Origin of the sequence: Desulfosporosinus sp. HMP52 (assembly GCF_000765145.1) — a bacterium.
Taxonomy (GTDB): Bacteria; Bacillota; Desulfitobacteriia; order Desulfitobacteriales; family Desulfitobacteriaceae; genus Desulfosporosinus.
The window spans coordinates 17,552-38,706 of the sequence record NZ_JMGA01000026.1 but is presented as its reverse complement, the minus strand read 5'-3'; the positions used below and the strand labels follow the sequence as shown (position 1 = coordinate 38,706).

Here is a 21,155-nt window from a genome sequence, read left to right as displayed (position 1 = left end):
AATTTCTTGAAGAAGTTTAATAGGCAGCAGCGAGCGATTGATGCCAAACATAAAAGTAATAAGTAAGAGGAGGCTTCGCGTGTCGATGCGAAAGCCTCCAGTTGCTTTACTTATCTCAAATAACTACAAGAACAAGGGCTAAGTGAGGGAGGGTTAATATGAGTAAATATCGAGCTTGGCTGTTACTTGTTGCAACCACTTTATTTTGGGCGGGGAACTATGTATTTGGCAAGTATGTAATCATGGAGATGACACCGCTTTGGATTACCTTCTCTCGGTGGCTGTTAGCCTTACTTTTATTAATTCCGATCGCTTACTTTCTTGAAAAACCGAAATGGCAGATAGTAAAAAAGGCGTGGATACCTTTAATAGGTATGGGAGTATTGGGGAGCATCGGTTACAACCTGGTTCTTTATTCAGCCCTAGCGTACACTTCGCCAACGAATGCCGCGTTAGTTAGCGCCTTAAACCCTGCTGTCATCGTCTTATTTTCTGTCTTTTTACTCCGTGAAAGAATAACATGGCTTCAAACTTCAGGGATTGTTCTTTCCCTGATAGGAGCTTTCGTGCTCATAACACAAGGCAATTTTGGACAGTTACTTCAACATGAGTATAACAAGGGAGATGTATTCATGCTTGGAGCTGTTGTTATATGGACTCTATACTCGATTATTGGAAGGCGCCTGACAAGCGTTCCCCCTATCACTTCTACGGCAGTATCCGCTGTGTTTGCAACGTTAATCTTGGCTCCGTTTGCTATCGCGCAGGGGATCGATGTGACAAAGATCAGCCCCTTAACAATGACCGGGATTCTTTACATCGCAATTTTTCCGTCAGTGTTTTCATTTATTTTCTGGAATATGTCCATTCGAGCAATTGGAATTAGCCTAGCGGGGATATTTCTGAATCTAATCCCTGTCTTTACTGCCATTATTAGCTGGATTTTGGGAGAAAGAATTACGGGAACTCAGGTCCTTGGCGGAGCGCTCGTTTTCCTGGGAGTATATCTAACATCAGGAATGTTGAATCATAGATTTGAGCGGTCCTATTTTCGAAGCACAAGTGATTAGCTGTTCAGGTTAGGGTTATGAACGTCAACGGTTGAAAGCAGCATATTGATGCATTGTTATAGGGAATAATTTTAAAAACATTAGGCAAAACTAGTGTACTGTTTTTGGGAACGAGCAAAATATTAATGGAGAATGTTGAATATTAAGTGAATTTACAAAGCTTAGGTATAACTCCAACCTTTGTAAACAGTTTTAGAAGTTAAGCCAAATAGACATCTAAGACGAAAACCCAAAGGAGGGAAGCCGGAATGACGAGATTAGGGCTCATAACAAAGAGCCGTTCCGTATTTAAGACCTTTCTGTCTCAAATTAATGATGTTTTAGGAGAACTCGTTTCTGTGGTTGGATACTGTCTTGATGAACAATCTCCTGTACCATTGGAATGTGACCTTTGCCTAGTTTCTTTTTTCGGGATTCGGGAGCTAGCTGAAGAATTGACTCATAAGAAAGTCATTGTAGCCCATCGAACACTGGATATTACTCAGCTGAATAAAGTCTTCGAGTTAAAGGAAGGCACTAAAGTATTTGTAGTCAATAACTTTAAAGAGTCTACAGAAGAAACCATTGAACTCCTTCAAACAATGGGGCTATCCCATCTTAATTTCTTCCCTTATTATCCAGGCATTGATCTTCCCTTGTGGCAATTACACCTGGAATGAGAAAATGAATAAGCAGATGCAGATCGTCTTGGACAATATTAGTGACGGGGTTATTGCTATTGATCACCATCTAAAAATCATATCCTGTAATGATTTCGCTAAAGTTTTACTCAAAGTGCCATTGGATAAGGATTTAACAAATGAACCTCTTCCTCACATTATTCCAGGTTTAGATCTCGAGTCTATTACTGCTAATGGGATACCAGAAGTCAACAAACTATGGAAAATTAATAATACTCAAATGTTAGTGACGAAGACTCCGCTTTTCGATGATCTTGGATTAAATGGAATTATGCTTATTTTAAAACATATCACTGAAGCGACAAAGACCTTAGAATGTCAGAATAGTAATCGGAACAGTGGATACCTTGCGAATAGCACAATCTGAATCGATGAAGAGAGTGATTCATACGGCTCAGAAAATTGCAACAACGGATCTTCCTGTTTTGATATTAGGGGAAAGCGGAACAGGCAAAGAGCTAATAGCACAGGCTATCCACAATGCCTCCTGGAGACAAAATAAACCGTTCATCGCCATTAATTTAGCTTCCTTGCCTGAAACCTTAATTGAGAGTGAGCTTTTTGGTTATGAAGAAGGTGCCTTCACGGGCGCACAAAAAGCGGGCAAACCCGGATTGTTCGAGCTTGCGATCGGGGGTACTCTTTTCTTGGATGAAATCGGTGAAATTTCACCGCATATTCAAGTGAAATTACTCCGGGTTTTAGAAGAAAAAGAAATAAGGCGCATTGGCGGAGCAAAAATAATCCCTATCGATCTTAGAATTATCGCGGCTACTAATCAAGATATCAATAAGATGGTTAAGGAAGGTTCTTTCCGCCGAGATCTTTATTTCCGGATATGTGTATCCCCACTCGAAATTCCACCTTTGCGTACCAGAGTCGATGATATTATGGAATTGGGTGAGTACTTTTTCTCGAGTTACAATAAAAAGAATACTAAAATTACCCCTGACACACTAAATTTAATGCTAGCTTACGATTGGCCAGGAAATGTTCGTGAATTAAAAGAAATAATTAGGTTTTGCACGCAGTTAGGAGAAGATGAGCACGAAGGTTTTGAATTGTTTAACCAAACCCTCTATCGCTTAACTGAGCGAGCAACCCTTAAGAGTATGGAGGAAGTCGTCGAATCTGCTTGGGAGTCGTTGAGTGCAATGGGGAATGTTCGGGACTTCCTAGCTATGCTACAGGAACTGATACAAGCGAAGAAAAATGGGGAACGTATCGGACGAGAGTCCCTTCAGAGGAAGCTCGAATCTAAGGGGATTCATCTTTCTCAACAGCAAGTACGGACACGTTTGGAGAGCTTGCAGAAGCTTGGATGTATTAAGAGTAGTTCAGGCAGAAGGGGAAGTTTTATTACCTCTGAAGGTGAACGGTTACTTCATTACCTAGAATCTTAAGTTTTCTGCTTCCAACAGGTTGTAATAGGTTAAGAGAATTTAACCTATTACAACCTGTTTTTTTGACTGAACCAAGATAATACCTAATATTTAGACTATTTTAAATTGGCATACTTCTTGCAATCTCAATTTACAAATTATTATAAAGGGGGCTACTACTTTGGAAAACATTCCTACTCAGGACAATCAAATCCAAGTAAAAGGAGGATCGGGGAGGGTTAGGGCTGTTACCGCAGGCGCGGTTGGTAATGTCATGGAATGGTTCGATTATGGTATATACGGCACCTTAGCACCCATTATCTCATTAGCTTTTTTCCCTAGTAAGGATCCAATAACCAGTTTGTTGTTAACATTTGTGGTTTTCGGCGTCGGTTTTGTAATGCGTCCACTTGGTGCAATAATATTTGGATACATTGGAGACAAATACGGACGCAAACAAGCCCTATCTATAACGATTTTGATTATGGCCTTTTCCACTTTTGCTATCGGGCTTATTCCTCCTTATGCCTCAATCGGAATTTTCGCACCTTTGTTACTTACATTAGCTAGGTTGCTCCAAGGAGTTTCTACCGGAGGTGAATGGGGCGGGTCAACCTCATTTATAGTAGAAATGAAAAAGGTATCATTCTGCTGGATGTAAGGTCTGAGGCTGAATACGCAGAGAAGCACATCCCCGGAAGTTTGTTAATCCCGGTTGAGACTATCGAGACACAGGCAATGGAAAAGCTTAAAGACAAGGATGCAGCCATTTTCGTTTATTGTCGAAGCGGTAATCGAAGCGCTGTTGCTGCTTAGGCACTTGCTAATATGAATTATGCCAATGTCTATGATTTAGGCGGTATCAATAGCTGGCCGTATGAAACGGAAACGACTCCCAGTCCCAATCATGAAGTCAGTAATCTGGAGTTGACTTAATCTCGTACTTCCTGAGTTTTTTATATAAGGTAACTCGACTGATTCCTAAATGGGCAGCAACTTTTGATTTGCAGTTGTTATGCTCCTTAAGCAGGCTGATAATCATATGTTTTTCGGGACTTAATTCAGGGAGAGTGGTTTCTGGTAAACTTTCAGTTGGGGGAAAGTCGATTCTATCAAAGTAATTATTTGATAGGATTGGCTCTTCACATAAGATGGCAGCTCTTTCAATTACATTCATGAGTTCTCTGACATTACCATACCAATTATAGTTGAGAAGGGAGTTCATGATGTCCTGGGAAACTTCCATTATTTCTTTCTGATACTGGGCGTTGAAAACATTTAAAAAATGCTTGATGAGCAAGGGGATATCTTCGCGTCTCTTTCTTAAAGAAGGAACTTCAAAATTTATGACATTGAGACGGTAAAAGAGGTCTTCCCGATATTTACCTTCTGTCATTAACACTCTCAAATTTTTATTGGTGGCGGCAATAAACCGGATATCAACGCTGAGAGGTTTCGTACCTCCGATTCGATCAAAGCATTTATCTTCTAAAACTCTCAGTAGTTTGGCCTGAAGGGCCAGGGGGAGATCTCCAATTTCATCAAGGAAAATAGTTCCCTTGTGAGCCAGTTCAAATTTACCGGGTTTTCCGCCTTTCTTAGCACCGGAAAATGCTCCTTCTTCATAGCCGAACAATTCGGATTCCAGGAGGTCAGCAGGTATGCTGGCACAATTAATCTTGATAAACTTTCCGGAGCGGTTGGATAGTTCGTGAACGGCATTGGCAATTAATTCTTTACCCGTACCGCTCTCCCCAAGGATCAAAACCGTAGAATTGGTTTTAGCAATGATGGGGAGCTCTCGCTTGATATTTTTAACTAAGGGATTAGCGGTAATAATCTTCTTTAAACAACTGAATTCATCAATTGCACTGTCTGCCATTAATTTAGAGGTATCAACCATTGATTCCAAGGTTTGAAGACGGGAAAGTAAGGTCTTAAGATGATCAATCGGTTTGTAGGTTATCTTGAAGATATACCCATAAATCTCCTTTTTGGAGATGATTTTATGGATAGAGACCAGACAATTAGTGTTATTAATCAATATTACTTCTGAGTAATCATCGGGGAGCAGGGGAAGTTTTTTATGGGCTAATACGGGGATGAAATCAACAATTTTCTGTTCTTGTATCCTGGAAGGGCTAAGCCCTAATAATTCGGAAAAGCTTTTACTGTTAAAGTTAATCCTTCCTAGCAGGTCAGTAATGACCAGAGCATCATAGGCATTTTCTAAAACTGTTTGCAGGGTGTTAATGAGTCCTTGGGTAGTTTTTAATTCCAGAGCAATATTATCTAAGGAAGATAATTCTTGAAATATAATGGAGACACTGTCAATCTTTTCAGACTCAATTAAAGGAAGCATGGTTACATAACAATTCAAATTCCTAAGCGCGAGTTTATTGAGGATAAGTTTTTCTTTCGTCCGAAAAATCTCTTTTAAGTAATGACCAAGTTCAGGAAAACAGTCTGTAAGCAGTTGATTATTCAGGTTGTGATGAGTCAGTCCTAAGATCTCATGACTTGCTTTATTGGAATGAATAACTTTCTTATTGTTATCCACGACAATGATCCCAATGGGAATGTTTTGAGTTATCGAATTTAAACGCTCTATAAACACATCTCGTTCCCGAAAGAATCCTTGGATTAGATCGCTTTTTGTGACTACTCCAAGGATTTTTTTTTCTTCATCCAACACGACGGCATGGGCAACATTGGCCTGAAGGAGCTTTTGACGACCACTGTGCAAATCTTCATCTGAGTTCAGAGTCAGGACATTGCTGAGATACAATCCATCGATGGTAGTATCTAAGGTTGCTCCTGCCAGGAGAGAGCGGTATATTACATATTTTGTAGTGATTCCAATCAGCAGTTCCCGGGAATCTACAACACAGGCAATATCCGAACGATATTCAATAAAGGCGGCAAGAACCTCTCTAATCGTTGATTGGGGCCTAAGTTTGATAAAGTCTGTGGTTATTAAATCCAGAGATGTATACATTAAGGCCACCCCGTTCCTGTTGCTTCTACAAGTTTGGGCTGAGCAGCAAGTCCTTTGTCAAATATACTCTAACGCAAAAAGGTTAAGAAGACAAGGTTATTGTCTGAATATTCGGTTTTAAGACAATATTTGTGTTATAGTCTTTTCAGGAGATTAGCTGCGCCAGAGCAGGTAAGATGACAGAACTTACCACTTGGTATTGAATTTGCATATCTTAAAAGGCACAAGTAGTGAGTCTTCCCCTAGTAGATGTCTGCTTGTAAGCAGGAAGTAAATTAAGTAAAGGAGAGAGTCCATGAAGAAGATTTTAGGGATCATAGCTTCCCGTCGAAAAATTGCTAATGGAGAGATCCTTTTGAAGGAAGCCTGTAAGGCAGTTGAAGAAAACTATCAGCTGGAGTTGATCAGGCTTCCTGACTTAAAACTGGAACCCTGTAAAGGTTGCTATGCTTGTCTTAACCCGGAAAAATTATGCCCTTTGGGAGATGATTTGTATTATTTGGCGGATAAAATTAAAGCAGCAGATGGAGTCATTGTCTCTTCCCCCTGCTATGTCTTGGGGCCGGCCGCTATTACTAAATTATTAAGTGATCGAACCATTGCTTTGGCTCAATTGTTAGACGATTTCTGGGGAAAACCTTGCGTGATTATTGGTACCGCCGGGATAAAAGAGTGGGAAGGGTATACCATGTCCGCACTTGTCATGATGACTCGCAGTATTGGTTTAGATGTAAAGGATGCTCATATGTTTATTGGTGCCTTGCCCGGCGAGGCTGTGGAGGCAGCTGGTGCCCTTCCTCGTATTCGGCAATTAGGGAAAGCTCTGTTTGGGGAAAAACGTGGAGCAGAAAATGGTCAGTGTCCAACCTGCTGGTCGGATCTTTGGAAGTTTCCCAAGCCTGACCTGTCTGTTTGTCCAATTTGTGGTCAAGAAGCAAACCTTATCATTAATGATTCTGGTCTAAGCTGGGAATATGGACCTAGTGGAGCGAGGCTTGGATACGAAGAACTTAAACGACATTTTCAAAAGTGGCTTCCGGAGAAGGCTCAGGAGTTTGGTGCACGGCGCAAAGAGTTGGAACTCGTTCGCAACAGATATAAAAATCAGGGACAGTGGTTAACACCACCTACTTAACGCTATTTACAGTTGTTAATTTACAAATGTAAAGGGGTAGGGGGGTCAGCCTGGGTTAAAGTGAGATTAAAGGCCAATTAATATGCCATAATAGTCATACTATTCTGGCATATTAATTGCATAAATAGATTGGCATAACAAGCATTAAGCTTAAGCAAAATTAATTTCTAACTCAGAATTGGTTAATCGGGTGAAAGGATGGAGTTGATTATGAAGTCAGTTAGGATTGGGGCTTCGGTTGGTTTTTGGGGGGATATATTTACTTCCGCCGTTGATGTTGCACGATATGGAGATGTCAAATATATCTGTGGTGATTCCTTAGCCGAGTTGACCATGGCGATCCTGCAAAAGGCAAAGAATAAGAACCCCAAGGACGGGTACACCAAAGATGTTTTTCCCTTAATGACTAGTTTGCTGCCCATCTGTAAAGAAAAAGGAATTAAGATCATCAGCAACTGCGGGGGTATTAACCCCCTGGGGGCCATGGAAGCTGTCAAGGGGATTGCTAAAAAATTGGGTCTGTCGGATCTGAAGATTGCTGTAGTCGAAGGGGACAATATCCTGGATCGTCTTAAAGAGTTTGGTGACAAGGGATATTTAGGAGATATAGGCGCGGAACATGGCGGCTTATGGGATAAGGTTCTCTTTGCTAATGTTTACCTGGGCGGAAAGGAAATTGCTAAAGCCTTGTCAACGGGTGCTGATATTGTCATAACCGGCAGAACTACGGATAGCGGACAATTTCTTGGCCCGGCAATGTATGAATTAGGCTGGCAGGAAGATGACTGGGATAAAATTGCCCAAGGAATTGTCCTAGGACATCTTATGGAATGCTCCGGACAGGCGACAGGTGGAAATTTTAGCGGTGAGTGGTGGAAGGTCGATAAGCTGGGAAACCTCGGCTATCCTGTTTCTGAAATCTATGAAAACGGAGAATTTATTTTCAGCAAACCTAGAAATACCGGGGGGATGGTAAGTGTTGATACGGTAAAAGAGCAGCTTCTCTATGAGATCCACGATCCTACATGTTACCTTACCCCTGATGGGATCGTCGATTTCTCCACAGTTAAATTAGAGAATGTAGGAACTGACCAGGTCAAAGTAAGCGGAGCCACGGGAAAACCTAAGCCCCCAACCCTCAAAGCCATCTTAGGTTATACTGCTGGATTTGTTGGAGAGGGGAGTATTACTTACTCATGGCCTGATGCTCTGCCAAAAGCTCGCAAAGCCGAAGAAATCCTGCGACAACGAATTGACATGCAGGGTATTAACTATGAAGAAATACACAGCGAATATATCGGACTTAACTCCATTCATGGCCCTCTGGCCCCAGAACCGGAGTATGAAACCAATGAGGTCATGCTTAGGGTTGCTGTCCGCACAAGTAGTAAAGACGAGGCAGCTAAGATAGGCAGAGAATTTCCTGCTCTGGCCCTAAACGGACCACCCCATGCCAGCGGCCTGGGTGGGATGCATTCAATAAGGGAATTAATTGGTCAAAAAACTGCCTTGATTCCGAGAGAGGAAATTGAACCTCTCGTTAAAATATCCGTCGAGGAGGTGTAAGAATGATTGTTCAACTTTGCGAAATAGCCCAAGTGCGATCGGGCGACAAGGGTGATTGCAGCGATATATCCCTATTTGCTCAGAATAAAGAAATGTTTGAAGTGTTTAAAGTGGAAATCACCGCGGAAAAGGTTTTTGAACACTTTAAACCTATGGCCGCGGGGCCGGTACAAAGATTTGAAATGGAGAATGTGTTAGCTCTTAAGTTTTTAATCGACGGGGCTTTAGCTGGGGGCGCATCTCAATCATTACGCAGTGATAATCTGGGAAAATGCTTTGGCTCTAATCTTTTGCGGATGAAGATAGATGTTCCGGATCATATTTTGCAGGGGGCCAAGTGCTTCAGGTATCCTCACTCCTGAGGGACCTCTGAGGTCGTTAGATTTTTCAGAGTAGCCTGCCATGCCTCTGGCGCGGCACCAAGACCTTATAAGAAACGAGGAGATAACCATGGATGAAAGACAGGCCAAATATTTAAAGGAAGTGGAGAGAATTCATAAAGGAGGACCGGAAAAGTATCATCTGAAACTCAAAGAAGAAAACAAGCTCTTTGTCCGTGACCGGCTAAAGTTACTCTTTGATGAGGGATCGATTGTCGAAGAAGGGACCTTTAGTAACTGCCTGGATCCTGAGCTTCCGGAAGATGCTAATATCGTAGGAATGGCCAGGATCAACGGCAGGCAGGTTTGTTTCTCTGCCGCAGACTTTACGGTCAAGGCTGGGTCATGGGGGGCAAAGGCTGTACAAAAAATCCTGCTTCTCCAGGAGAAAGCCCTGGCTATGAAGCTCCCGATTATTTACCTCATTGATTCAGCGGGAGCTAGAATTACTGATCAAAAATTAGTATTCCCCGGCCGAAATCACGGAGGCAAAGTTTTTTACAATCAGGTGAAATTATCTGGGATTATTCCGCAAATCACGATTCTTTTTGGAGCTTCTCCGGCGGGTGCCGCTTATGTCCCGGCTTTCAGTGATTTAGTAATCATGGTGGAAGGAAAAGCCAGTGCCTTTTTAGGATCTCCGCGGATGGTGGAAGCAGTTATCGGGGAAAAGGTGTCTCTGGAGGAACTTGGAGGAGCGCGCATGCATTGCACGGTGAGCGGGCTTGGGGATGTTCTGGCTAAAGATGACACTCAGGCCATTGAACTATGTAAGAAGTATTTTGCTTATTTGCCTCAAAGTTACCTGGAAAAACCGGCGAGGTCCGGTGCTGAGGAACCCAGTCAGGGTAGACCCGTCTCAGAAATAATTCCCCATAACCAGAATCAACCTTTTGATATGCAGGAATTAATCGAGAGGATTGTGGACGAGGGCAGCTTTTTGGAGTATAAAGCTTTGTTTGCCCAAGAGCTCATTACAGGATGGGCCAGAATCAAGGGAGAGGTGACCGGGATTGTTGCCAACCAGTCAAAGGTTAAAGGAGGGACATTATTTGTAGATTCCTCGGATAAGGGAGCCAGGTTTATTTGGTTATGTAATGCTTACAATATTCCCTTGGTTTTTCTGGCGGATATACCGGGATATATGGTGGGGTCTCAGGTGGAGCGGGCGGGAATCATCCGGCATGGAGCCAAGATGATTTCAGCAGTTTCTGAAGCGACGGTTCCTAAACTCACCCTTATTGTGCGCAAATGCTATGGAGCGGGTCTGTATGCTATGGCCGGGCCCGCCTTTGGGACAGATTCTGTGCTGGCCCTCCCGTCAGCTCTCATTGCGGTAATGGGTCCGGAAGCCGCGGTTAAAGCTGTCTATTCCAACAAAATTGCCGAGTTGGAAGGGGAGGCCAGACTGGCCTATGTGAATAAGAAGAAGGAAGAATATGCGGACAATATCAACATTTATGATTTGGCCTCCGAGCTGATTGTGGATCAAATCATTGGTTTCGAAGGGATTAGGGAAGAACTGTCTTATCGTTTAGAAGCCTATGGGGGCAAAGAACGAGTATGGCCAAAGAAGAACAATCCCATTCATCCGGTGTAAAGAGGTGAGGATATGAGGTGTGACAACCTACTATATGAAGAAAAAGAGGGGATTGTCTTTTTGAAGCTTAACAATCCCCAGCGGAAAAATAGTTTAAGTGACGAGTTAGCCGAGGAACTGGCCGCACTCTTAAGAAGCTTAAATGAACGGGATGAGGTTAAAGTTATTTTGTTATCGGCTATGGGGGATACCTTTTCGGCCGGAGGGAATTTAAAGGCTTTTGAGAAGGACATAGAGCTTTCTCCCGCCCAACATTATGTGCGTTTGCGAAAGAACTTGGAAATCTTCAAGAGTATCCATGAATTGCATAAACCATTGATCATCGGAGTCAATGGAGCTGCTTTCGGAGGGGGAGTAGGATTAGTAGCTGCCGGGCATCTGGCGGTGGCCTCTGATGAAGCGGTTTTTGGACTTACAGAAATTAACCTGGGCCTGGCTCCCTTCGTAATTTATCCCATGATTAAGGAAGCTGTGGGCAGTAAGAAAGCCTTAGAACTCATGTTAACAGCAGAAAAGTTTACTGCCGCGCAAGCGTTAGAGTTCGGCTTAGTCAATAAGGTCGTACCTGGAGAAACCCTGGAACGCACTCTCTGGGAGTTTGGCAGGCGCTATGCTCGTTTAAGTCCATTAACCATGGATCTGGGGTTAAAGATTCATAACTTAAACAGAGAGGCTGACCTGGAGAAGATGATGGAAATCATGGGGGTTTACCGAATCATTTCTTTTACAAGTCAGGACTTAAAAGAAGGGATCAGCTCATTTATGGAAAAACGACCGGCAAACTTTACGGGAGTCTAAGGGTGGATAAGCAAATTCAAGGAGGTAGAAACCATGAAAATCCTGGCGAATATGAGTGGTATCATTAACGACATACGGGTCAAAGAAGGTGATCTGGTAAAAGCCGGAGATGTGGTGGCGGTTATTGAATCCATGAAGATGTTGATTGACGTCAAGGCGGAAGCTCCTGGGCTTATCATGAAAGTAGTCTGCCAAGTAGAAGATTTTGTTCAAGAGGGTCAGTTGTTGTTTGAATAAAAGCGAGGTGGAGTTATGAAGGATGTTTTAAATTCCTACTTTTCCCAAGAACATGAGAGGTTGCGCGAAGAAATTAGAGTCTTTGTGGCCCAATGCATCTCTCCCTTTATTAACGACTGGGAGGAAAAGGGCTGCGCTCCTAAAGAAGTCCTGCGGGAAATGGGAAAGAGGGGTTTTCTTGGTCTGCGTTACCCCAAAGAAGTGGGAGGATACGGCGGAGATTATTTTATGAACATTATTCTAATGGAAGAATTAGCACGATGTGGAGCGGGAGGATTCCCTTTAGGAATAGCTGTTCAGACAGATATGGCCAACCCGCCTATTCTGCAGTTTGGCACACCGGCCCAGATAGCAAACTATTTTACGAAGGCGATCCAAGGGGAAAAATTAGGTGCCATCGGAATAACTGAGCCGGATCACGGTTCTGATGTCGCCTCAATCAAGACCAGAGGGGTTAAGAAAAATGGTAAATGGGTGATTAATGGGAGTAAAACCTTTATCACCAATGGTCCCTCGGCAGACTACATCGTTTTAGTGACCAGAACAAATCCCGGACCGGGTTTTAAGGGAGTTTCCCTGATTATTGTAGATCTGGACTCACCGGGAGTAACTGTGAGCAAGAAACTTAACAAATTAGGAATGTGTTCTTCGGATACGGCTCTGCTTACTTTTGAAGATGTAGAGGTGCCTGAAGAAAATTTGTTAGGACAAGAGGGTAAAGGCTTTTATGAAATCATGTGGGAACTTCAGGGAGAACGACTGATTGGGGCGGCAGGGGCCATGGGGTATGCCGGTTACTTATTGGAAAGGTGGGATGAACTAGCCAGAGAAGATCCCGCCTGGAAGAGCATCGCGGAGAAGGCCGCTCAAGAGATTAAGCAGCTAAAGGCGAGGGTTGAGACTGCCAAACTGTTTAATTATGGCCTTGTCAAGAAATTTATCCATGGCCAATATGATACCCAGCTCGTCTCTATTGCTAAATATTACTGCGCAAGATTGGCCTACCAGGTTGCTGAACAATTGCTCCTTTTGGCAGGACCTTTGGGTGTAAAAAAGGACAATCCCTTCGAACGAATTTGGCGTGACTCCCGCGTGTATCGAATTGGCGGAGGTACGGATGAAATCATGTTAGAAGTGATCGCCAAAGATCTTAATTTAGCCTAAAGGAGGGCGGAACCATGAGTGAAGCGTCAATCTATCAGGAGACATTGGAGCGCTTTGTAAAAAGCGAAATGCAATTAACTGAGCAAACGGAAATTTCCTGGGACTACTTTCAGAGTGCGTATAAGAAGTTAGCTGAGCTGGGCTTTACAGAGGTGATCAGGCTGGAGGAGGTTGATAAGCCCCTGCTCCTTAAGAATATGGCACAAATCTTTACGAAAAGCAGCCATCTTTCCTTAGCCCTGGCCATTCTTTGGCAGCTTGCCGTAAATCTGACGGTGCTGGATGAACTTGAAGGTTTCAGTGAAGCAAAGGATAGGTTGGCAGCGAGTATCGTAAAGGGCGAGACCTATGTAAACTGGCCGTGGCATAATCTTTCCTCCGGCGATAGGATCTACCCTCTATCCTTCTGTTCACCGGACGAGAAGTATTTTATTCTCGATAGAGATGAAGATAAGGGTTTTAGAGTTTTCCTTCAATCAACGCTTCCTGAAGGCAGCCAGTCTGTGGAGAGATTTGGGTGGTCCGGTCTGAAAGAGATTCGATGGGCCAGAGAGGGGGAGCAGCTCCAAGGCAGTATCTACCTGGGGAAGCTAAGCAAACAAGGTTTCCAGACCGTGCAGGATCTTGAACGCTTTCTGACCATTGCTTGTGCCCTGGGGCTGATGGACATGACCCTGAAGGCAGGCTATAAGTTCGTCAAAGAGAGAACACAATTCGGCCAAAAAATTTGGGATTTTCAAGTGATCAAACACTATTTGGCGGATGCCTACAGCAAATATCAAGCGGTGAGCATTGCCTTCGCAGAATTAACCGAGTACTTCTCCCGGGGAAACAAGATTACAGGAGAGGGAAAAGCAATCCAACAAGTGGGGTTCGATTATTTACAGCAGGTAACTGACATTACCTTGCAGGTTCACGGCGGGAGCGGATATATGCGAGAATACCCGGTGCAAAGATTTTGGCGGGATGGAATGTTATTGATTCTCTATGGAAAATAGAAGGGAGGACTGGAGATGGACGGGGATCTGAATTATAATCTGATTTCCAGAATAGCTGCAGGGGATATTTTAAGGAGGGTAAGCCGTAAGTGTCCAAACAAAGTGGCTTTGATCGACGGTGATTATGCCATTACCTTCAAGGATTTAAACCAGCGAGCCAACCGCTTTGCTAATTATCTTCTGGCTAAGGGTTTGCAAAAGGGTGACAAAGTTGCAGTCCTTGGTATTAATTCCATAGACTTCATAACCTGTTATTTTGGAATCTTTAAAGCTGGTTTGGTTTGGGTTCCTATCAATTTCGGATTGTCAGTTGAGGATATCCATTACATTATTGAGCATTCAGAGAGTCAGTTCATCTTCGTCGATCAGATTTTGTTACCCAAACTGGGAGATCTCCCCCAAAGTCCTGCTTGGCAGAGTCGCATAGTGATCCTGGAAGGAGACGTGGAGAAGTACCCAAGATTTGAAGATTGTATCAGCGAGACAGCCATCGAACCTCGGGTCTTCATAGCAGACCGTGACCCCGTTTTAATCATATATACTAGCGGTACCACCGGAAAACCCAAGGGGGTGGTACAGTCGAACCTCAGTATTTTTACGACGAGTTTGGCCAATGCTTTAGAACTAAAACTTAATTCAACGGATGTGACCACTTCTGTTCTTCCCTTGTTTCATATTGCTCAATTTATCTTGAGTTTCTCCTGTCTTAATATGGGCGGAACTCAGGTGATTTTCCGGAGATTTGATCCGAAACAATTTGCTGAGTCGGTGGCTCGGGAAAAGATTAACTGGGTCTTTTTGCTGCCCATGATGTACAGGGCAATTATGGCCTCGCCTTACGTTAAACCTGAACAGTTCACGACCGTCCGTTTTTGTCTCTATGCCATAGCCCCTATGGACGAGGTGTCCTTAAAGAAAGGTATTGAGTATTTTAATGCCGAGTTCGCTTTGGCTACCGGTCAGACAGAGATGTGTCCGGCGACCTTATCCTTTAAGCCGGAATATCAGTTAGTAAAGTTCGGACCTTATTGGGGCGAGTCGAGTCTGATCATCGATACAGAGATCATGGATGATGAAGGGAATATTCTGGGCAAAGGCGAGGTCGGAGAAATTGTTCATCGGGGTCCGTCGGTCATGGTGGAATACTGGAAAAATGAACAGGAAACGAATCAATCCAGAGCTTTTGGCTGGCACCACACAGGTGACCTGGGCAAGCTTGATGAAGATGGTTTGCTTATCTTCGTCGATCGAAAAAAGGACCTAATTAAATCTGGGGGAGAAAACGTTCCTTCAATTCTTGTGGAATCCGTAATTATGGCTCATCCAAAAGTACTCAATACAGTCGTTGTAGGTCTGTCCCACCTTCGCTGGGGTGAGGCTGTTACGGCCTTTGTTATTCCTAAGCCCGGAGAAAACATCACCAAGGAGGAAATTATCGGACATTGTAAAGAGCGCTTGGCAAAGTTCCAGGTTCCGAAGGATGTTATTTACGTGCAGGAATTGCCGATTAATTCTAGCGGAAAAATTCAGAAATTTCAGATAAAAGAAAAGTACAGAGATCATTTTCAGGAAAGCTCTCAGGATGATGTCTTTGAGAAGAGGAGACGAGATGTTTAATAAAATTCTTATCGCAAATCGCGGAGAAATTGCTCTGCGTGTGATCACGGCGTGTAAAGAACTAAAGATACAAACCGTTGCCGTATTTTCTGAAGCGGATAGGGCGGCTTTGCATGTTAAAGAGGCCGATGAAGCGGTTTTCATTGGCCCGGCGTCGAGTTTGAAGAGTTACCTTAATATCTCCAATATCCTGGAGGCTGCCGTACAAACGGGTGCCGATGCAATCCATCCGGGTTATGGTTTTTTAGCAGAAAATGCCCGTTTCGCTGAGACGTGTGAATCATTGGGATTGACGTTTATTGGACCGTCAGCCCAAGCCATGGAAACAATGGGCGATAAAGCAAAAGCCCGCAAGACAATGATAGAAGCAGGTGTTCCGGTAGTACCCGGTTCCAGTGATGTGCTCACCGATCAAGAGATGGCAGACAGGGCTGAGAAGATTGGATATCCAATATTGGTCAAGGCCTCGGCCGGTGGCGGCGGTCGAGGAATGCGGATTGCCCGAAATGCTGAAGAACTAACTGAGGCAGTTCAGAACGCTCAAAAAGAAGCGCAAATGTTCTTTGGTAATCCGGAACTGTATTTAGAAAAATATCTGGAAGAAGCCCGCCATATCGAATTTCAAATTCTGGCAGATAAGCAGGGGAATATTGTGCATTTGGGGGAGCGGGATTGCTCGCTGCAACGACGCCATCAAAAATTACTGGAAGAAGCACCTTCCAGCGTAATCTCACCGACATTGAGAGCGAAGATGGGATTAACGGCGGTTCAAGCAGCCAAGTCAGTGAATTATTCGAGCGTTGGAACGGTAGAATTTTTGCTGGATAAGGATCATAATTTCTACTTTATGGAGATGAACACCAGAATCCAGGTAGAGCACCCGGTTACAGAAATGGTCACTGGAATTGATATCGTAAAAGAACAAATTCGTTCGGCTGCGGGAGAACCATTACGGTATGAACAAAAAGACATCCTGATTTCCGGGTGGGCGATTGAATGCAGGATTAATGCTGAGAATCCGGAGAAGAACTTTATGCCTTCGCCGGGTACTATTAAAGCGTATCAGGCTCCCCAGGGTGATGGAATTCGCGTTGATAGTGCTGTCAATCAGGGCTCTGTTATTTCACCCTATTATGACTCTATGATTTGCAAGCTGATTGTTTGGGGAGAAACCCGGCAAAAAGCTATCGGAAAAATGGAAAAGGCCTTAAGGAATCTTAGAATTGAAGGCGTCCCGACGACTGTTCCCTTTCATTTGAAAGTGCTCGGGAATCCCCATTTCCTTAGGGGGGATGTTGATACGGATTATATCGAACGATGCATACTAGTATCCAGTCCGTGAAAATGAATATTTGTCACCTAGGCATCTGCTGATGAAGGCAGATGCTTATTTTCGGGAAATGATAGCAATAAAGTGCTTGCAGGATAAAAACCCTAGGGAAGTTTAAGCCAGGCTTACATTCAGAAAGCGAGAAATATCAAACTCCAAAGCAGCAATGCAAATTTTTCTTGACAACTCCAGACTATTGCAATAGTATAAACAAAACTATTGCAATAGTCTGGAGTTGTTTTCCGAAATTCGTTTATGGAGATTATCTGGGAGCAGTCAGTAGTTCATGCTTACTAATCCTGGATTGTGAGGGAGATGATAGGTTGAAAAGGAAGATACAATTAGTTCTTATGCTTGGCTTGCTTTGTGCCTTCTTATGGTCATCGTTAGCATTCAGCAAGCCTGAAATTAGTTCAGGTAAGAGTGATCCAGAGAATACTGATGAAGGATTACCCGTGGCAGAGCTGAATTTGCATAATGGTTTTAATAACGAAAATAATTGGGCTACGATCAGCGGAAAAACAACAAATTATGTCAAATTGGAAGATATAAACCCTAGCATGGTTCCTGAGATAAAGATGGATATAAACATTGATTCTTTAGGTGGTTTGATTGTCAGAGAAACAGAGGATGGGATACTCTGCAGTTATAAAGTAAATTTTGCAACGAGTTTGGTTAATGAAAATAATTCTAAAAGCAGACCCAAAATATCAAAGCTGGATCTTGAAGGTAACCTTGTCTGGGACAAGGTTTATATGTATCCGACAATCTCGGGAGAGATCAATAATTTGCAGGTTTTTCCTGATGGAAGTTATATCTTTTCAGTGCAGACATTTCCCCGTTACAGTGATCAGGGCATGTTATGGGAAAAAAGTATCCTTGTAAAATGTGATAAGAATGGAGAAGAACTTTGGCAACAGGAGTTTGACGATGATCTAGGGGATATGCTGCGTTATCTTTTTATCACGGAGAAGGATGAAATCCTAGCGGTAGGAAGGTGGTCGGGTGAAAAGGGGAAGCAGACGAGGACTGGAGCATTTGATATTGTCGTTACAAAGCTGGCTAAAGATGGTCAGGTCATACTGCAAAAAGGGTTTGGGGGCAGTGGCTTTGAAAATCTTGACGGCGCAAAATATGATAAGGATCTGGGAATGATCATCAATGGTCACACGACATCACAAAATGGAGATTTCGGACTGCATGAAGGAGGAAAGTTTGCTGATTTTGTTGCTAGGATTGATGTAAACCTTTCCTTGCAATGGGTAGTCAAGACTAAAGAAAATGAACACTTTGTCTACAATCAACTGGGCCTTGCTGAAGGTTATGTCTATGTTCTCGGGTATGAGGGGAGCAGCGCCGTTGAAGGTACGCTTGGCAGCGGTTTTCTAATAAAGCTTGATGAAAACGGAAACAGAGTGTGGTTGAAATCCGGCCTTCATAAAGGGTTGTGGGGGCGTGTCTTATCTTTGCTTCCACATATCAATATTATTATTGCGGCAGGACAACAAAATCAAGGGAGTATCTTGATTGTTGATTATAATGGGCAGGAAGAGAAAAGTCTTGAAGATTTAAAATATGCTACAAGGAATATCAGGCCCACGTCGGACGGCGGTTACATAGTTACTGCTGTCAGGGAAATAAACTGTATACCTCAACCTGCCTATGTCTCTTCCGTTTGGTATGATACTGAGCTTGTCGTGATCAAATATAAGCATGATAACACTATTGAATGGCGAAAAACTTATGATAAGTACAAAGATGAAATGGGTTTGGACTTTGTGTTTCCTTTAGATAATGGTAAGGTTATCGTCGAAGGTTGAATAAGACCATTGTTCTCCGATCAGTTCGACAATACTATCACTGAGAGCGGCAGCGAGTTTTTCAGGATAGGATAGGTAGGTTGTTTTTAGGTCCACTACAAATTGAACACCCTCCTGCGTTGATTTAATGCAGGAGGGTATTTTCATTTAGACGACCGGGCCTTCAGACAATGCCCAGCTTCGTCCAGTTATGGGGGATGGTCTATTATCCGTGCCCCCGATATGATTTATGCTACATGATCTATCTTCTTGTCTTCGCATGCTGCTTGATCATGTTGCATCTTAGTAATGTGTTTCATTTCTAAATAAATTAGGATAGCGGTTAATAGGGTTGCTAATCCATCTGCAATAGGGGCAGTTCTCCAGATGCCATCGATTCCCCAGAATTTTGGCAAGAATATTAAGAGAGGGATAAACAGTAAAACCTGTCTGGACAGACTGAGTATAATGGAGGGGATTGCTTTTCCCACGGCTTGAAAGTAACTGGAACCAATGATCTGAAAACCAATCAAAGGGCACAACGCAAAATATACCAGCATGGCCTCAGCCGTCATGTTCGTAAGTGCCACATCGTTGTTACTGAACAATCCTACAATTTGTGTTGGCCATAGATAGATAGCTAAAAAGCCAAGGATAGAGATCCCAGTACCTGCGATAGCTGCCTTCTGCAAAGTCTCTTTTACTCGGGCATATTGCTTCGCTCCGTAATTATAACCAATAATGGGTTGAGCACCCTGACTAACCCCTACGACAGGCATCAATAGCAACATAGCGACGCTCATAATGATTCCTACGGCAGACAAAGCTAAATCTCCGCCATAGGCGAACAGACTTTTGTTAAGTATCAGATTTTGAAGGCTGTTTGCAAGCTGCATGGCAAAAGGTGCGAATCCTATGGCTACGATACTGGTTAGTATAGCGATCTGAGGTTTCATATTTCTCAACCTGATTTTTACGATGCTTCGTCCTGAAAAGAAATAGCTTAATACCAAGAACGTCGTAACCATCTGACCTGATATTGTTGCTAAAGCGGATCCTTTAATACCTAAGCCCAATTTAAAGATAAAGATATAGTTTAGCACCACGTTGATAAACGTGCCTGTTAGTTGTGTAATCATGGCCAATCTGGGATTGCCTTCTGCTCTTATGAAGTTGTTCATGCCCATCCCCAGTGAGCCTAAAACGGAACCCAGCATGATAATGTGCGTGAAATCTCTGGCATAGGGTAAGACTTCCGGACTGGCACCAAATAGAATCAGAATGGGATCTGAAAAAAGAAGATAGATGACCGATATAATTAGGGGTAAGATGATTAACATCGTTAAGGCGTTGCCGATGATTTTTTCCGCTTCTTCCTTTTTCTGTTCTCCCAGACGTATAGAGATCAACGCTGTAGCCCCAATTCCTATCAGCATCGAAAAGGCCATCAAAATAAGCATTATGGGAAAGGCTACTGTTGTCGCCGCAATAGCCAGTGATCCAATTCCGCGGCCAACAAATATTCGGTCAATAATATTATAAAGTGCGTTCACCAGCATACCGACGATGGCTGGAAGAGAGAATTTCCAAAGCAAACTGCCAACGTTCTGTTTCCCCATGGCTAATTCATTGCTCATAATTAATCCACCTTCTATAATTTGTTCATAAATTTCACAACGTTCTTTAGGTTATCTGCAAATTGCTCCATTTCATCGGAATCGACATTCTGAAATAGTTCCTGCATACTCTGGAGGTGATTGGCAATAACAATTTCTATTTGTGCTTTTCCGGAATCGGTCAGCGAAACCAAGGACTTTCGACGGTCATTGGCAAAATCGCAACGTAAAACAAAACCGGATTCTGTCAATTGGTCTATTAAAGTGGTTACACTGCCTTTCTCCATATATAACATCTTAGCAATTTCAGTGGAGGTCAAATTTTTAAACCGATATAATATCATAATGATTTTGACATGATTTTTCTTCATGCCGGTTTTACTTTCATTGTTTTTCCGAAAGGAATAAAGGAATTTTTCATGAAACATATCCATAAAACTAAAGAGTAAATCATGTAATTCTCTAGTCTCAGAATAATTCAAAGCCTACACCACCAATCTTGTTAGAAATCTAACTGTTAGAATACTAACTTTAAGAATACTAACCTAGTTTACTCCGAACATTTATCCTCGTCAAGTATAAAATAAGAAAATGCCTTTTCTTTATACTCATAGCGCCTCTTCTTAATAGAGGGTGGATGTGCAAACAGAAACCTCGGAATGAGACATACGCATTCCACACAAATATTACCAGGAGGAAAATTCATCACGCCAACGAATACTTAACCTAAGCCATAATATTGATCATTTGGTCAAATATACTTAAGTCTAAATAGAGGCAGTAAG

Annotated in this window: 20 protein-coding genes; 16 read left to right on the top strand and 4 right to left on the bottom strand. The window is 42.9% G+C overall.

The window, feature by feature from the left end; genetic code table 11:
- Positions 1–158 precede the first annotated feature (158 nt).
- From DP73_RS11755 to DP73_RS11735, 5 genes are all read left to right on the top strand, one after another.
- A complete protein-coding gene (locus tag DP73_RS11755; RefSeq protein WP_034599690.1) occupies positions 159–1,070 on the top strand; it encodes a DMT family transporter in 912 nt (303 codons plus the stop codon).
- A 248-nt stretch (positions 1,071–1,318) separates the two neighbouring features.
- A complete protein-coding gene (locus tag DP73_RS11750; protein WP_034599689.1) occupies positions 1,319–1,729 on the top strand; it encodes a hypothetical protein in 411 nt (136 codons plus the stop codon).
- A 4-nt stretch (positions 1,730–1,733) separates the two neighbouring features.
- Positions 1,734–2,117: a PAS domain-containing protein gene (locus DP73_RS11745; protein WP_034599688.1), complete on the top strand. Its 384-nt coding sequence runs from the start codon at positions 1,734–1,736 to the stop codon at positions 2,115–2,117.
- A gap of 13 nt (positions 2,118–2,130) precedes the next feature.
- Positions 2,131–3,153, top strand: a complete 1,023-nt coding sequence (locus DP73_RS11740) for a sigma 54-interacting transcriptional regulator (RefSeq protein WP_052090623.1) — start codon at positions 2,131–2,133, stop codon at positions 3,151–3,153.
- Between the two features lie 160 nt (positions 3,154–3,313).
- Positions 3,314–3,793 carry an MFS transporter gene (locus DP73_RS11735; RefSeq protein WP_034599686.1) on the top strand — a complete coding sequence of 160 codons (480 nt, stop codon included), beginning with the start codon at positions 3,314–3,316 and terminating at the stop codon, positions 3,791–3,793.
- Between the two features lie 252 nt (positions 3,794–4,045).
- Here DP73_RS11735 and DP73_RS11730 read toward each other — a convergent pair whose 3' ends face one another.
- Complete coding sequence (locus tag DP73_RS11730; protein WP_034599685.1) at positions 4,046–6,130, bottom strand: sigma-54-dependent Fis family transcriptional regulator; 2,085 nt, start codon at positions 6,128–6,130, stop codon at positions 4,046–4,048.
- A gap of 295 nt (positions 6,131–6,425) precedes the next feature.
- Between DP73_RS11730 and DP73_RS11725 the strand changes: the two genes are divergently transcribed.
- From DP73_RS11725 to DP73_RS11675, 11 genes are all read left to right on the top strand, one after another.
- The gene (locus DP73_RS11725; protein ID WP_034599684.1) at positions 6,426–7,265 is read left to right on the top strand and encodes a flavodoxin family protein; all 840 of its coding nucleotides are present in this window, start codon (positions 6,426–6,428) and stop codon (positions 7,263–7,265) included.
- 210 nt (positions 7,266–7,475) lie between these two features.
- Positions 7,476–8,831, top strand: a complete 1,356-nt coding sequence (locus DP73_RS11720) for an acyclic terpene utilization AtuA family protein (RefSeq protein WP_034599683.1) — start codon at positions 7,476–7,478, stop codon at positions 8,829–8,831.
- Positions 8,832–8,833: 2 nt separating this feature from the next.
- The gene (locus DP73_RS11715; RefSeq protein ID WP_034599682.1) at positions 8,834–9,193 is read left to right on the top strand and encodes a hypothetical protein; all 360 of its coding nucleotides are present in this window, start codon (positions 8,834–8,836) and stop codon (positions 9,191–9,193) included.
- 88 nt (positions 9,194–9,281) lie between these two features.
- Entirely contained in the window at positions 9,282–10,811 is a 1,530-nt protein-coding gene (locus tag DP73_RS11710) for an acyl-CoA carboxylase subunit beta (protein WP_034599681.1), read from the top strand.
- Between the two features lie 12 nt (positions 10,812–10,823).
- Entirely contained in the window at positions 10,824–11,609 is a 786-nt protein-coding gene (locus DP73_RS11705; protein WP_034599680.1) for an enoyl-CoA hydratase/isomerase family protein, read from the top strand.
- A 33-nt stretch (positions 11,610–11,642) separates the two neighbouring features.
- The gene (locus tag DP73_RS11700) at positions 11,643–11,846 is read left to right on the top strand and encodes an acetyl-CoA carboxylase biotin carboxyl carrier protein subunit (protein WP_034599679.1); all 204 of its coding nucleotides are present in this window, start codon (positions 11,643–11,645) and stop codon (positions 11,844–11,846) included.
- 15 nt (positions 11,847–11,861) lie between these two features.
- Complete coding sequence (locus DP73_RS11695; protein ID WP_034599678.1) at positions 11,862–13,010, top strand: acyl-CoA dehydrogenase family protein; 1,149 nt, start codon at positions 11,862–11,864, stop codon at positions 13,008–13,010.
- Positions 13,011–13,024: 14 nt separating this feature from the next.
- Positions 13,025–14,008, top strand: a complete 984-nt coding sequence (locus DP73_RS11690; RefSeq protein ID WP_034599677.1) for an acyl-CoA dehydrogenase family protein — start codon at positions 13,025–13,027, stop codon at positions 14,006–14,008.
- A 15-nt stretch (positions 14,009–14,023) separates the two neighbouring features.
- Positions 14,024–15,625: an AMP-binding protein gene (locus DP73_RS11685; protein WP_034599676.1), complete on the top strand. Its 1,602-nt coding sequence runs from the start codon at positions 14,024–14,026 to the stop codon at positions 15,623–15,625.
- A complete protein-coding gene (accC, locus tag DP73_RS11680) occupies positions 15,618–16,967 on the top strand; it encodes an acetyl-CoA carboxylase biotin carboxylase subunit (protein WP_034599675.1) in 1,350 nt (449 codons plus the stop codon). Before DP73_RS11685 ends, accC begins: the two co-directional genes overlap by 8 nt.
- 311 nt (positions 16,968–17,278) lie before the next feature.
- Positions 17,279–18,775 carry a hypothetical protein gene (locus DP73_RS11675; protein ID WP_034599674.1) on the top strand — a complete coding sequence of 499 codons (1,497 nt, stop codon included), beginning with the start codon at positions 17,279–17,281 and terminating at the stop codon, positions 18,773–18,775.
- On the opposite strand, the gene DP73_RS24200 is transcribed toward DP73_RS11675, so the two are convergent.
- The 3 genes from DP73_RS24200 to DP73_RS11665 form a co-directional block, all read right to left on the bottom strand.
- A complete protein-coding gene (locus tag DP73_RS24200; protein ID WP_282432675.1) occupies positions 18,743–18,871 on the bottom strand; it encodes a hypothetical protein in 129 nt (42 codons plus the stop codon). The two genes, DP73_RS11675 and DP73_RS24200, sit on opposite strands and share 33 nt — an antisense overlap.
- Positions 18,872–19,002: 131 nt before the next feature.
- The gene (locus DP73_RS11670; protein WP_034599673.1) at positions 19,003–20,391 is read right to left on the bottom strand and encodes an MATE family efflux transporter; all 1,389 of its coding nucleotides are present in this window, start codon (positions 20,389–20,391) and stop codon (positions 19,003–19,005) included.
- 14 nt (positions 20,392–20,405) lie between these two features.
- Positions 20,406–20,852: a MarR family transcriptional regulator gene (locus DP73_RS11665; protein WP_034599672.1), complete on the bottom strand. Its 447-nt coding sequence runs from the start codon at positions 20,850–20,852 to the stop codon at positions 20,406–20,408.
- Positions 20,853–21,155: the final 303 nt, after the last annotated feature.

Bases quoted from the DNA above. Each gene is read 5' to 3' on its own strand.
- DP73_RS11725 (WP_034599684.1), top strand. From the start codon at position 6,426: ATGAAGAAGATTTTAGGGATCATAGCTTCCCGTCGAAAAATTGCTAAT.
- DP73_RS11750 (WP_034599689.1), top strand. From the start codon at position 1,319: ATGACGAGATTAGGGCTCATAACAAAGAGCCGTTCCGTATTTAAGACC.
- DP73_RS11720 (WP_034599683.1), top strand. From the start codon at position 7,476: ATGAAGTCAGTTAGGATTGGGGCTTCGGTTGGTTTTTGGGGGGATATA.
- DP73_RS11745 (WP_034599688.1), top strand. From the start codon at position 1,734: ATGAATAAGCAGATGCAGATCGTCTTGGACAATATTAGTGACGGGGTT.
- DP73_RS11710 (WP_034599681.1), top strand. From the start codon at position 9,282: ATGGATGAAAGACAGGCCAAATATTTAAAGGAAGTGGAGAGAATTCAT.
- DP73_RS11685 (WP_034599676.1), top strand. From the start codon at position 14,024: ATGGACGGGGATCTGAATTATAATCTGATTTCCAGAATAGCTGCAGGG.
- DP73_RS11690 (WP_034599677.1), top strand. From the start codon at position 13,025: ATGAGTGAAGCGTCAATCTATCAGGAGACATTGGAGCGCTTTGTAAAA.
- accC (WP_034599675.1), top strand. From the start codon at position 15,618: ATGTTTAATAAAATTCTTATCGCAAATCGCGGAGAAATTGCTCTGCGT.
- DP73_RS11715 (WP_034599682.1), top strand. From the start codon at position 8,834: ATGATTGTTCAACTTTGCGAAATAGCCCAAGTGCGATCGGGCGACAAG.
- DP73_RS11695 (WP_034599678.1), top strand. From the start codon at position 11,862: ATGAAGGATGTTTTAAATTCCTACTTTTCCCAAGAACATGAGAGGTTG.
- DP73_RS11670 (WP_034599673.1), bottom strand. From the start codon at position 20,391: ATGAGCAATGAATTAGCCATGGGGAAACAGAACGTTGGCAGTTTGCTT.
- DP73_RS11700 (WP_034599679.1), top strand. From the start codon at position 11,643: ATGAAAATCCTGGCGAATATGAGTGGTATCATTAACGACATACGGGTC.
- DP73_RS11705 (WP_034599680.1), top strand. From the start codon at position 10,824: ATGAGGTGTGACAACCTACTATATGAAGAAAAAGAGGGGATTGTCTTT.
- DP73_RS11730 (WP_034599685.1), bottom strand. From the start codon at position 6,130: ATGTATACATCTCTGGATTTAATAACCACAGACTTTATCAAACTTAGG.
- DP73_RS11755 (WP_034599690.1), top strand. From the start codon at position 159: ATGAGTAAATATCGAGCTTGGCTGTTACTTGTTGCAACCACTTTATTT.